General features: G+C 36.0%; 10 protein-coding genes. 5 read left to right on the top strand and 5 right to left on the bottom strand.

What is annotated here, in order from left to right; genetic code table 11:
* Window positions 1–549: 549 nt before the first annotated feature.
* Entirely contained in the window at window positions 550–798 is a 249-nt protein-coding gene (locus tag HSX10_RS16415) for a helix-turn-helix domain-containing protein (RefSeq protein WP_173589338.1), read from the bottom strand.
* A 375-nt stretch (window positions 799–1,173) separates the two neighbouring features.
* Between HSX10_RS16415 and HSX10_RS16410 the strand changes: the two genes are divergently transcribed.
* From HSX10_RS16410 to HSX10_RS16390, 5 genes are all read left to right on the top strand, one after another.
* Window positions 1,174–1,707: an RNA polymerase sigma-70 factor gene (locus HSX10_RS16410; RefSeq protein WP_173589337.1), complete on the top strand. Its 534-nt coding sequence runs from the start codon at window positions 1,174–1,176 to the stop codon at window positions 1,705–1,707.
* A 60-nt stretch (window positions 1,708–1,767) separates the two neighbouring features.
* The gene (locus tag HSX10_RS16405) at window positions 1,768–2,937 is read left to right on the top strand and encodes a FecR family protein (protein ID WP_173589336.1); all 1,170 of its coding nucleotides are present in this window, start codon (window positions 1,768–1,770) and stop codon (window positions 2,935–2,937) included.
* 251 nt (window positions 2,938–3,188) lie between these two features.
* Window positions 3,189–6,320 (top strand): SusC/RagA family TonB-linked outer membrane protein, encoded by a 3,132-nt coding sequence (locus HSX10_RS16400; protein WP_254453259.1) that lies wholly within the window; start codon window positions 3,189–3,191, stop codon window positions 6,318–6,320.
* Between the two features lie 11 nt (window positions 6,321–6,331).
* Window positions 6,332–7,735 (top strand): RagB/SusD family nutrient uptake outer membrane protein, encoded by a 1,404-nt coding sequence (locus HSX10_RS16395; RefSeq protein ID WP_254453258.1) that lies wholly within the window; start codon window positions 6,332–6,334, stop codon window positions 7,733–7,735.
* A gap of 149 nt (window positions 7,736–7,884) precedes the next feature.
* Window positions 7,885–10,317 carry a S9 family peptidase gene (locus HSX10_RS16390; RefSeq protein WP_173589335.1) on the top strand — a complete coding sequence of 811 codons (2,433 nt, stop codon included), beginning with the start codon at window positions 7,885–7,887 and terminating at the stop codon, window positions 10,315–10,317.
* A 39-nt stretch (window positions 10,318–10,356) separates the two neighbouring features.
* Here the strand turns inward: HSX10_RS16390 and HSX10_RS16385 are convergent, their stop codons facing one another.
* The 4 genes from HSX10_RS16385 to HSX10_RS16370 all read right to left on the bottom strand — a co-directional run bounded on the left by HSX10_RS16385 (window position 10,357) and on the right by HSX10_RS16370 (window position 13,687).
* Complete coding sequence (locus HSX10_RS16385) at window positions 10,357–10,620, bottom strand: DUF6520 family protein (protein WP_173589334.1); 264 nt, start codon at window positions 10,618–10,620, stop codon at window positions 10,357–10,359.
* Between the two features lie 72 nt (window positions 10,621–10,692).
* Window positions 10,693–12,177, bottom strand: a complete 1,485-nt coding sequence (locus HSX10_RS16380) for a MauE/DoxX family redox-associated membrane protein (RefSeq protein ID WP_173589333.1) — start codon at window positions 12,175–12,177, stop codon at window positions 10,693–10,695.
* Window positions 12,178–12,275: 98 nt separating this feature from the next.
* Complete coding sequence (locus HSX10_RS16375) at window positions 12,276–13,247, bottom strand: AraC family transcriptional regulator (RefSeq protein WP_173589332.1); 972 nt, start codon at window positions 13,245–13,247, stop codon at window positions 12,276–12,278.
* A gap of 65 nt (window positions 13,248–13,312) precedes the next feature.
* Entirely contained in the window at window positions 13,313–13,687 is a 375-nt protein-coding gene (locus tag HSX10_RS16370) for a DUF7793 family protein (RefSeq protein ID WP_173589331.1), read from the bottom strand.
* Window positions 13,688–13,861 lie beyond the last annotated feature (174 nt).

The raw sequence follows: 13,861 nt of genomic DNA, 5'->3' as shown, positions 1-13,861 counted from the left end.
GTTCTTTCTAATTATATAGCTTAAATTTAGTGTTTTTATTAAAATGCTAACTTAAGCCGTATATAATTTATTGCTAGCCCTCCCCGACTTCCATAAATCTAATCAAATACCCTATTCCATTTTGAGCTACCTATTTAGCGGCTTAACCACCTAAAGACCAAAAGGCAAGACGTCTTGTCCTTGGTACAATGTGAAGACATAAAAATCACATTTTCTGCTATTGGTTCTAACGATTATCGCTAAAATTAAATATCTAATAGAGCAGCTGAAACCAGAACACATGTGACGCTCATCTTACTTAAACCCACATGGCATTTTACAACACCCTAGATTAAAAAAAAGATTTTTTTCCTAACTTTAACCATGGCAAAATCAAAACTCCCAAGATGGATTAGAATCCTTAGGTATTATCTAAATTGCTTATGGTACTATGTTTTGTTTCCATTAGGTGCCGAAGAAGACGACTTTACGAAACAATGGAAAAAGAGGAAATGAAGACTCTTATCGCAAAGAACTCAAAAAAAATAAAATTCATTCATACAGCTAATTTCAAGATTTTTCTTCCAATTTAAAATCTATATCAATTAATTCCTTTGGGTGAATATTCAAACCTTGAGCCAATTCAAATAATGTAGTTAGTTGAATACTCACTTGCCCTTTTTCAATTTTACTAATCTGGCTATGATCTACATCACATTGCTGAGCTAATTCACGATAACTCAAACCTTTATTTAATCTTACTTTTCTTAACAATTGTCCAAATGAAACTAATAACTTCTCCTTGATAAAACTCTCCATAACAATTTAGTTTTTGAGAAATATCGAAGAAATAACCACAAAAAATGTAGTACTATAATACCACATTTAAAGAATTTCATTATATTTGTTTTAAATATTATAAATTTGCGATCCTTCGTATATAAAAACATTTGAAGTCATCGCTTTAAGTCTCACGTTAGAAAACTGGTAATTTTTGCAACGAGATGATAAGTAGATAGGCTCACGTACCCGGGCGTGGGCTCTCTTATCGTTGCACGGTATACCAGTACCTCTGACGTGGTAAGTTGAGTACTGCGCCCTATTTTTTCTGCACAGTTTGAAAATTAAAAAAACGCTTGGTACTCTACATTAAAAAGGAAATCTTTTAAAATTTCCTTGTAATACCAATGCATTATGTCTACAAGCCAAGTACACCCCAAAAGTATGGACGGGTTGAAGTCACTTTTTGAGACCCTCTACCCTTCGTTGTGCTTATTTGCCAACACCTATCTTAATGATATGGATACGGCTAAAGATGTTGTACAAGAGGTCTTTATTAAGATCTGGGAACGCGATACCCCATACCCTAATTTTTATGCGATAAAAGCGTTATTGTATACATCCGTTAAAAACCGCTGTTTAGACTATCTGAAAAGTAAATATCATAGACGTATGGTGCAATCTCCAGATATTGACTTTGACCATATGTTAAGCGATGACTTTTTTTATACCCAAATAACACTTACAGATACCTATGCCCAACTAGAGACCGCTATAAAGCATCTACCAAAAAAAAGTGAAGCTGTTATTAGGTTAACGCTAAATGCCTATACCAATAAAGAAATCGCTGAAGAACTCTCTATAAGCAAAAACACCGTTAAATCTCAAAAGCGTATTGCTTATAAGAAGCTAAGGCATGCGCTTGGCAGCCTCTTAAATATTTTTTAATTCTTTTTTGCACCCTCTTTTTAACTTTTGTCGTTTTGGTGTTATAACCCACGGTTTATTATGACAATTTTTAGAGACCTATTTAAACTCAGCAAGAAGCTATCTAAAGCCCTACTTGAAAATAAAGGCTTAGAAGATTTGGAAGCGTCTGATTTGTTTTCAGATGATGCCAAGACGCATATTAAACAACATCTATCTAACGAAGCTATTAAAGAAAATTTAGAACTCCTTAACCAAATTGATAAGGAGGCGGATTGGAAAAATGTAGCGCAAAGCATCTCTGATTATGGTAAAGTAAGACCAAAAAAGCGTCGTTCTATGTCTACTTTTATGAAAGTGGCGGCTGTGGTTATTCCTTTAGTATCGTTAACCTATTTAGTACTTCATAATCGTACTAACAACACACTTTTGGAGGTAGAGCCGCTACCAATTACAGCAGGAACGGATAAAGCCATTTTAACCCTAGATGATGGTAGCGCTATAGCTCTTGAACAGGATAACCCCTATGAAAATGCTATGGTTAAAAGTGATGGCGAGCGCCTAACGTATAGCAAAGCCACTACCCCTTCTAAATTGGCTTTTAATTACCTCACAATACCTAGAGGTGGTCAGTATCAAATTGCTTTATCTGATGGTACTTTAGTCTGGTTAAATGCAGACAGTCAACTAAAATATCCTGTAAATTTTGTTGAAGGAGAGCCTCGCATTGTTGAGTTAGTCTATGGCGAGGCTTACTTTGACGTGTCCCCTAGTACCGAGCATCAGGGGAATCATTTTAAAGTGCTCACCAAACAACAAGAGGTGGACGTTCTCGGTACCGTATTTAATATAAAGGCCTACCAAGATGAGCCCTATATGTATACCACCTTGGTTGAAGGTCGCATAACTATTCGTACAGACGGCACCTTAGCTCAATTAATCCCCACAGAGCAAACTCAAATAGACTTAAGAACAGGCCAATTGACTAAGTCTATAGTGAATGTAGATCACCATGTGGCTTGGGTAAAGGGCTACTTTAATTTTAAAGATACCTCTTTACAGGACATTATGAAGGTGCTTTCTAGATGGTATGATGTGGATATATCCTTTGCGTCTGATGACCTTAAAGACGTCCGTTTCAGTGGTCTTCTAAATAGAAAACATAATATTAATACTCTACTAAACGGAATTAAAAACACACAATTTATAAATGCCTATGAGATAAAAAACAAGACGATTACAATTAAATAAGAAAAGGGAATAAAGCTACTACCTGGACAGTAACGCGCTAAATCCCCTTTATACACTAACCGGTTTTAAACCAATTAACGCACAAATTTATGCAAATTAAATTTACAAGCCTGCATTTCTTTCGATGGAAAGGCATGTCGATGTTCATCATGAAAACTTTATTCCTCCTATTCTGCACGACTGCTTTTAGTCTTGCACCAAGCGCTACTTTTTCGCAAAACGCAAAAGTGACCATCGCCTCTGATAAGACTATGAGTATTTATGAAGTGTTAGAACTGATAGGACAACAAACAGAATGTACCTTTATTTACCAGTCTGATATATTTAACGATGTCCCAAACATCCCACTCAAAAGCGGAGTGATTAAGGTTATGACGTTATTATCACAATGCCTTCCAGAATCGGATTACACTATTACAACGACTAACGAGACTTATATTACCATTAGCAAAAAGGTGTTGACACCAACACAACAGCGCCAAATTGAAGTTAAAGGTCAAATTACAGACACCGAAGGACTTCCAATTTCTGGGGCGTTTATATCTATAAAAGGAAGTCATAAAGGCACTACGTCGTTAATTGATGGCACCTATAGTATCAATGCTAGCGCTGATGATATTCTTGTCTTTTCGTATTTAGGTTTTTTAAGTCAGACTATTCCTGTTGATGGCCAACACGTGATTAATGTGCAGTTGCAAGACGATGTTACTGCGTTTGATGCTGTGGTACTTAATGCTGGGTATTACTCTGTAAAAGATAAGGAACGCACGGGTAGTATTACTAAAGTTGATGCAAGCGTTATAGAAGGGCAACCTGTAACTACTGCTTTAGATGCTTTACAAGGACGCGTAGCTGGATTAGACGTTGTGTCTACTACTGGCTTGGCCGGTGGTGGCTATACAGTACGCATTAGAGGCCAAAATAGTATTGCTGCAGGAAATGATCCTTTATATGTAATTGATGGGGTACCTTTTGATAGTGGTAGTATGAGCAACGGTAACTTATCCGTATTAATTATGCCCAATGGAGTGATAAATCCCTTAAACACACTCGCCCCTTCATCAATAGAGTCTATAGAAGTCTTAAAGGATGCTGATGCTACAGCAATCTATGGCTCAAGGGGTACCAATGGTGTCATTTTAATTAGTACTAAAACGGGAAAAGCAGGAAAGACCTTGTTTTCTGCGGACATCTCCACAACTTTTATGACTCCTACTCGACTCATAGATCTTTTACAAACCGATGACTATTTAAACATGAGAAGGGAGGCCTTTGTAAATGATGGCATTACCGACATACCTATTGATGCTTATGATTTAAACGGCACATGGGATGAAAACAGGTACACGGATTGGCAGAAGGAGTTAATTGCAAATAATGCCTACAATCATACTTTTAGGGCTTCCGTTTCGGGAGGGGATGAACATAATCGTTTTATGCTAGGTGGTACTTATTTAAAAGAGACCACTGTATACCCAAAGGATTTTAATTATAAACGCGGTACAGCTAATACTAGTTTTACCCATACCTCCATAGATAATAAATTTGAACTACAGTTTTCGGGTAGTTATGGCAATGCTATTAATACGCTACCTGCAAGCGACTTATCTCGCGTGGCTCGTGTTTTACCGCCAAACGCACCTGAACTTTATGATGAGAATGGAGCTTTAAATTGGGCAGAGAACACTTGGACTAACCCAGTTGCCGCATTAAATGCAAAATATGAAAATAAGACTACTACCCTAATAGCTAATAGCACCTTAAGTTATCGTTTAACTCCTAACTTAAATGCACGACTAACCATGGGCTATAATAAGGGCTTGATGAATGAAATTCAATTAAACCCGCATACGATTTATAATCCCGCTTTTGGATTAAACAGCAGTTCATCCTATTCCATGAAAAATAATTCGGATCGACAATCTTGGATTTTAGAACCTAAAATAGACGGTTCTGTCTCTTTAGGCTCAGGACAATTGACATGGTTAATGGGAGCTACTTTACAAGAGCAAAAGAATGAGCAGTTAGCTTTGATGGGATTTGGATATGCTAGTAACCAACTTTTAGATAACCTGAGTGCAGCAAATAATTTAATACCACTAAACGAGGCCTCTTCAGAATACAAATATGCTGCAGTTTATGGACGTGTAAATTACAATATAAATCAAACCTATATTTTCAATATCACTGGTCGGCGTGATGGTTCTAGCAGATTTGGGTTTGGTAATCGTTTCGCAAATTTTGGGGCTATTGGAGCGGCATGGCTATTTTCTAAAGCCTCTTTTTTTGAAGACTCAACTTGGTTAAGTTTTGGAAAACTCAGGGCCAGTTTTGGTACTACGGGTAACGACCAAATAGGAGATTATCAATATTTAGATTCGTATAGTATCACCGATGGCAATTATGACGGAAATATAGGGCTTACCCCCTCTCGTTTGTTAAACCCCTATTATGCGTGGGAAACAACTAGGAAGATAGAGGGCGGCTTAGAGATGGAACTCTGGAAAAACAGCATCCGTTTTGAAGTGGCTTATTATAATAATCGTTCAGATAACCAATTATTAGGAATGCCTTTACCGGGTACCACTGGATTCTCATCCATTAATGGCAACTTGGATGCTTTAGTTGAAAATTCAGGTTGGGAGCTCAGCTTAAATACCGTTAATATAGATCAGGATCAGTTTCGCTGGGAATCGTCCTTTCAATTTACCTTACCTAAGAATAGACTGCTTGCTTTTGATGGCCTAGAAGACACTACTTATGCTAATCAGTTAGTAGTTGGAGAACCACTTTCGGTCTACAGGCTATATAAACTTATTGGTGTTAACAGCAATACAGGATTGTTTGATTTTGAAGACTTTAATGGTGATGGCATGATTACGGCATCAGAAGACCGACAATACAATGCCGATTTGAATCCTCAATTTTATGGGAGTATTTCTAATAGGTTTCAATATAAGAACTGGAGTTTAGATCTGCTATTACAATTTGTGAAGAAAAAGGGGTTAAATGCATATTACACTACAGAGCCCCCAGGTATTATGCAAAACCAGCCCTTAGGTGTATTAGACCAGTGGCAGAATCCTGGTGATGAAGCTAGCATGCAAGCCTATACTATTGGTTGGAATTATGACGCCTATATTGCCTATTCGCAATTTACGGCAAGTAGTGGGGTTATTTCAGATGCCTCTTTTATGCGTTTAAAATCTATGTCTTTAAACTACCGGTTGCCATTGGGAGAAGCAACTCCGGAATGCTCAATTTATTTACAAGGACAAAACTTGCTGACCTTTACTCGATTTAAAGGAGGGGATCCCGAGCAAAACGCAGGCTATTTGCCACCACTTAAGCGAATTTCATTGGGTATGAAACTAAAATTTTAACTAAAAAAAATATGAAAACTATGTATGTTTTAAATTGGAATACAAACGTCGTTAGGTTTAAAATACTGTTACTTAGCTTACTTTTTATAGGATGTGAGGATTTTGTAGAAGTAGATAGTCCTACAGGACAAATATTCAGTGCTGACGTATTTGAAAACGAAGCTACCGCTGAAGCAGCTGTAACTTCATTATATGGGATACTAAGAGATGATGTATTACTAACAGGGACTCAGTATGGGGTTTCCGTTTTGATGGGTTTATATGCTGACGAGTTGGATTATTATGGAGCGCCAGGACAACCGATTGATTGGTTTTATCAACATCAAATCATTGCTTCTAATGCGGTGGTTAAAAATATATGGGATAGTAGCTACAATTTGATTTACATGTGCAATTCAGCTATTGACGGTATCGCTAATTCGCAAACGTTAGAACAGGAGGTAAAAGACCAATTAATTGGTGAAGCCCTTTTTGTGCGTGCCTTGGTTCATTTTTATCTCGTTAATCTCTATGGGGATATCCCTTACATCACCACTACAGACTATACTGTGAACCAGGATGTATCACGATTGTCTACAGCGCTTGTTTACAGTGAAATTTTAAGTGATTTGATTATCGCAAAGAGTCAAATTAGTGAAACTTATGTGAGTGGTGAGCGTATTAGAGCTAATCGATATGTGGTCTCAGCGTTGTTAGCTAGAGTTTATGTGTATTTAGAAGATTGGGAAGCCGCCGAAACAGAAAGTTCTATTGTAATCAATGCAAACTCAATTTATAACTTTGACGGGAATATTACAGATGAATTTTTAAAAAGCAGTCCTTCCACTATTCTTCAGCTTCAGTCAAAAAATGAAGGTGACAATACCATAGAGGCAGGTACATTTATTTTTACAGAAGGCCCACCTGTATTACTGGCTTTGAATCCTGATTTTGTCGCCTCTTTTGAAGCTAATGATTTAAGATTAGAGCATTGGATACTTAATGTGAGTGGGGACACTGAAAATTGGTATGCCCCTTATAAATATAAATTAAGAGATTTTACAGGAAGCTCTATGGAGTATTCTATTGTATTTCGAATAGCAGAACAGTATCTCCTACGTGCCGAAGCCAGAGCTCATTTAAGTCATATTAGTGGAGCTATTGACGATTTAAATAGCGTTAGAACTCGAGCAGGTTTGCTAGGCACATCAGCAACAACAGCCCCTGAGATATTAGAGTCCATCTTAGAAGAGCGAAAGTTTGAATTCTTTACAGAGCATGGTCATCGTTGGTTTGATTTGAAGCGAACCCAGCGATCAGAGTCGGTATTATCGCCAGTAAAACCTAATTGGAACATTTCAGACCTTCTCTTGCCAGTGCCGGAAATAGAGCTCTTAATGAATCCGAATTTGTCTCCTCAAAACCCAGGTTATTAATCTTACTACTGATGGAATATTGTTACCTATATAAAAGAAAGTCATTTTGCATTTACATTCTTAAACTGTTTTGCTTTTTATCTGTAGTACTTGTACATGGACAGAAGCCTATTCATGAGCGTACTAGAATAAAGGCCTCTGACACTTTATTGAGTAAGAACACCTATATTCAAGTGCTAAGCTCTGATGGTCGTTGGGTTGTTTTTAAAGAACTCTTTGACAATAAAGCTAATGTATTGCATGTGCAACACACGTCGAATGAAAAGCGTTTTGAGCTTGAAGACTCTTATGATTTTGATTTTTCGAATAATAACCAGTGGTTTGGCACTAAATCTAAGGATAGTAATAGCTTTAAATTAATAGATCTATTACAACAGCAAGAAACCGACTTTGGGTCTATATCTTCATTTCAGTTTAGTGCAGATTCTCGATTTTTAGCCCTACTTAATGAAAGTAACTTAACGCTTATTAACCTCGAAACTCAAGATACCCAAGAGCTGAAGAATGTTAAAAGTTTCAAGTGGCACCCTCAATTAAATAGGCTTATGATTCATCGCGTTACTGCAACTTTATCTACAATTCTGGTTTATGAGGCTTCGACAAAGTTGTTGGTCATTCTAGAAAAAGGAAAGCATTTTGAATACACGAAAATGACTTGGTCCGGATCTGGAAACTCTATAGCTTTTATAGAAAGTAGTCCCTTACAGAAACTACATCATTTTCGATTTAACGACCATAATCTTGAACACCAGCATAAGGTTTTAAAAGTCCCCTTGGTGGAGGGCTCTATTATTGAAAAGAACATAGAGCTAAAAAACGACGGGTCTGGCGTTTTTTTCTATCGCTCCTCATTGAAATCAGAAGGTTCTGTTTTTTCTGGAGCTGAAATCTGGACTACTCAAGATCCCTGGATAGTTCCTAGAATGAAAGCTTACAAGGCACGCGAGCACAGTTTTAAGTTAGTCTATTGGGATGTTCTAAATAGCCATACAGAAGATCTTAACGACGAAAAATTTCCGTCTTACAGGTTTCACCCCGAACATCCCAATGTGCTTGTGTATAATATGTTGAGCTACGAGCCTCAATACAAACAATTTCCTGATATTGATTTGTATATAAAAAATCTACAAACTGGAAAACTCAAGTTGATAGTTGAGAAAATTTCAACTGCACCAAATACATTTAGTTTTTCCCCCTCTGGGAGATATGTTTCCTTTTTTAAAAATGGAGATTGGTGGGTTTATGATTGTATCAGTGAAAACAAAATTAATGTTACCCACGACATAGCAACTTCCTTTGAAAATAAACAGTTATATGGCATTGAAAACGTTTTACCTTATGGCAATCCTGGTTGGACGGCGGATGAGAAGCAGCTATTTCTATACGATCAGTACGATATTTGGATGGTCGGGATGGATAATGGAGACCCGCATAAAATAACCTTGGGAAAGGAACAAGGCATATCCTATAGAATACAGGTAGATGACAGCACTCTTTTAGCTTCTAAAACCTACAGTACTAGCAGTGTGTTTGATATTGAGGAGGGGTTGTTGTTAAGCATGAAGGGTGATGATTTAAAAAGTGGCTATGCTTATTGGTCCAAGGATTTAGGCACAAAGGAAAAGGTTTATAAGCCTGCGCATGTTGAGGAGGGACAGGTATCATTGGAGGGAGGCATTATAGTATTTAAAAAGAGTAAGTTCAACAGTCCGCCTAGTGTACAAGCTGTGTCACTAGAAATGTCAAAATCGAGGCTTTTGTACCAGAGTAATCCTTCATTGCTTCCCCTAGATTTAGGACGTGAGGAAGTGTTCCATTACACGGTGAATTCTGAATTTCAAGAAAAAGGAGTGTTAATATATCCTTCGCAATTTGATCCAAATAAGCGCTATCCTATGGTTACTTGGATTTATGAGCAAAACTCAGTGGAGGTAAATAATTTCTCTCCACCCTCAAATGCAGGAACTATAGGTTTTAATATACTTGATTATGTATTGGATGGTTATTTTGTTCTCCTTCCTGATATTTCTTATAAAATTGGATCACCAGGCGTTTCTGCTCTACAGTCGGTATTAGCTTCGATAGAGGTTGTACTTAAACAAAAGTCTATAGATAGGACACGTTTAGGACTGATTGGACACTCCTTTGGTGGCTATGAAACCTCTTATATAGTTAGTCAGACAAATTTATTTTCTGCGGCTGTAGCAGGAGCAGCAGTAACGGATTTAATTAGCAGTTATCACGATGTGGCATGGGATTGGAATATGAATCAAATGTGGCGCTTTGAAGCCCAACAATTAAGAATGGGGGCCTCCTATTACTCATCAAAAGATGCTTACCATCAAAATTCTCCCTTAAATTATGTAGAAGATATCAAAACCCCATTATTGCTTTGGGCTGGAAAACAGGATGGCAATGTCAATTGGTCTCAGAGTGTTTATTTATATATGGGTTTAAAACGCTTAAATAGCGAAGCAAAACTAATATTATTTGAGAACGAAGGTCATTTTTTAATCGATAAGGTTAATCAAAACTTTTTAAGGTTTGAGACAAAAAAATGGTTTGATACCATTTTAAAATGAGCGAAGAATGACAAATCACTCTTCGCTCACTACTCAGAATTACGGTCTATGAGTCATGGGCACACTACAAGACGTGTCGCCCTCTTTGTTTAAATAGACTTGATTACCTAAGTAAATACAAGCAGGGCCAAGTAACTGGTTACAGTCTTTTGGTGCTTGTATACACTTACCATTCTGAAAAATATAACCAGTAACCAAAGTTTCCTCTGACTCACTTGATACATTTTCACTGGCGAAGGCAAATGCTATTGCCATCATAAATACCATAACTGGTAATGCCCTTTTTAAAAGATTTGTTTTCATAATTTAAAAATTTAATATTATGGCCTACTATATATACAGGTGTTCGGCCTTCCTCCTGAAACAACGCGCTGTTTACTCTTTAAAATATCCTTCTTTTCGAATTCGATATACCCATAATTGATTATCGACTAAGCCCACAATTAGATTTTGTTCAACTTTAAATTCACCAAGTTTTTGATTCGGTTGGTGATAGAAATAAAAACTTTGGAGGTATGCGTTATCGCTAATTTTATATTGATCTATAATACTTGCTGATTTGAGTATTTCACCATCTTCAAAACGGCCTAAGTGATCACTATTGATATATAATTGATCACCATAGGTGGAAGCATATCGATTGACCACGACCGATTTTCCAATTTTAAAATGAGCTTCTTTTTTATAGTAATCTACATCTATTTGGGCCTGCTCAATGGTATCTATAGTTTTTCCTGTAGACTGATAAATTAGCTGACTGTTAGCTATTTCATATTGGTTTCGGTAATAATAGACATATACCACATTTTTATTTTGATTATTCCACAATAGTATTCCATCAGTATCAAATGTTCCCGTAGATTGGCTTTTAAGGATGTCAGGTTGTAAATTGAAGCTAATGCTATCTTGATTTAAATGTAAGATTCCTAAAGCATTGGATTTTGTAGATGTACTAGTTGTAGATAGAATAAGAGTTGAACTGTCTATAACAGCAAACTGATAAAAATAAGCATCGTTATAGGAAAAAGTTTTAGCTTGCCAATTGTTCGTTTTACCATGCAAAATGACAGGTACAGTGCCATCCCCTATAAAAAAATCCGAATCATTTACATTTGTTCTCACTCTTTGATAAGGAAGCGTATAATTATCAATTTCAATTTTTATATCCTGAGAAGTATCTAAATTAACGTCAACAGCTTTAAGGTATAAGGGGGCGTTATAGTTACCCAAATAAATATTGCTACTATCTATACCTGCAATGTAGAAAGCGTCAGACTCCAATTCAAAGACTCCAACTTTCGATAAAGCGTGAGGCATGTATTTCCTTTGGAATGCATTATTTTGTTTCATTTTATTGTCAGATATTAGAAAAAGTCCAACAATAATACAAACAGCAATTAAAGTCATTAACAACAACCTGACAGCTAATTGATTTTTATTCATTTTTTCAGATAAAAAGATAGCCCATAGCGCTAAAGCTATAAATGCACAATTAAATATCAAATGCTCTGTCCAGCTCAAATCTTCTAAAACCCCTCCGCATGAACAAGGTGTGAAGGAAGTAAAATTTAGGATAACTACAATGTAAGCAGTAAACATTACCATGAGTATATATGCTATATATAACCCTACAATTCTTGTTTTTTCTAAAGCTAATATTAAGGAGGTAAGTATCTCTATAATGATGACCCCATAGGCAATTGGAAATGCAAAAGCTCCAAGGAGTGGTGACTGCCCTAATTGCGTTTGAAAATTTTGAAAATCTAGTAGTTTACTGCTCGCTGCATAAACGAATAATAGAATATATAAAAGTTTAGATAAATTTGGTATGTATCTTAGTATTGATGAAACCGATCTCATATCTTTTGTTTTGATATGGTAAAGGTGTTAAGTAATTTTGATTTTTAACGGATAAGCCCTTTACTCTAAAGGATTATATATAAATACAAACGAAGTTATTACTTATCATTAGAGATAGAATTCTTTCTCAATGCACTTGGAGAATACCCATAACGCTTCTTAAACACTCTTGAAAAGTGAGGCATACTTTTGAAACCTACCCTATAGGCAATTGATTTAAGCGACACATCACTATATTGTATCATCATTTGAGCTTTTCTCAACCGTTCTTGCATTAAAAACCGATGCACCGTGGTGCCGTACAGTTCCTTAAAACCATACTTTAATTTAAACTCATTAGTTCCTATTTGTAAGGCAAAATCTCTTAAAGACGGCAGTTCAGCATCTAAATTATTAATAATGATGTCATGTCCTTCTCTTATTTTACGGATATCTTCGAAGCTTAATCTAAGTTTTGGTTTGGACGTTTTATTTTTGGAGTTGACACCCGACTTACTGTCTTTAATAACTCGCGCTTTTAAGCTTGCATCTAATTGTTTTTGAAAACTAGAACGATGAACAACCGATAGCAGTGTTTTACTATATTTAGTATGGGGGTCATTAAAAGTTGTGATATACACATTTTTAGGAATGAGTAGATTTCCTTTGGATTTAAATTTTAAGGCTATAGCGGTATCAAAAAACGCCTTCTTTCTAATGTGTTGCCATGTCTTTTTCCATTTCTGAATAGAAGATTTCGCTATAAAAACCTCAAAATAGTTACCTATAAAATCTTCATACAAGTACGACAAAACATTACATGCCTGCTGATTAACCATTTGAATACGTCCTTCTGAGTCTAGAATAAAACTCATTTGAACAATGTCTAAAAGCGTATTTTCAGTATTTGTAAACCCTTGATGAATGATTGTATCTTGAATTTCTTCTGCCAACATGTTTAAAGTTACAATAAGCGCTTCAAGCTCATCATTTTCTTTGGAACGTTCGATGCGATAGAAGAAATTACCAGATGCCATTTCTAAAAGCATTTGATTAATAAGTTTCATTCTTTGCGCTATAACATAATCCATCTGAATCGGTTTACGTCCTCTATATCACCAACAGGTATGACCTATAACCATAACTGCTGCATAAATCATTTATATTGATTCAAAAAAATTAACGCTTGTTCCATAGTCGTAAATGCTTCTGTAGGAATTGGAGGTTTACTGGTACGTAGATAGAATTTAGACAACATATCTGAAACAGGCGATTCTACAATAAAAGCTACAGCTTTAATTAATGTAGAACCTTCAATGGCTAAATACACTCTTGCAGCTTTATTGATTTCTTTAATTTGACGTACATCGCATAGCACCGGCAGAAAAAGACCTTCATGAAGTGAAAGTCGATCCTTAACAACATACACCGCGGCAGGTAAATCTAATATAACATCTTTACGATAGGTGACATACAAGATTCCATTAACAATATTATATGTAGCATACTCATTTTCAAGTGCTATTGACATAATGATTAAGAAAACTGGTTATTGATAAATATAAATTTACAAAATAATCAATATAACAATTGTACCTCACTTAACTATCATTAGTCAATATGGATTAATCATTATCTACAAAGGATTAACAGTTGCCTTAAAAGGATTTAGCAGAAGCGTATTTATTCAATTTTAAATAAAAGC

The organism is Winogradskyella undariae, assembly GCF_013285155.1.
Taxonomy (GTDB): Bacteria; Bacteroidota; Bacteroidia; order Flavobacteriales; family Flavobacteriaceae; genus Winogradskyella; species Winogradskyella undariae.
This window is presented reverse-complemented; position numbering and strand designations above follow the sequence as displayed.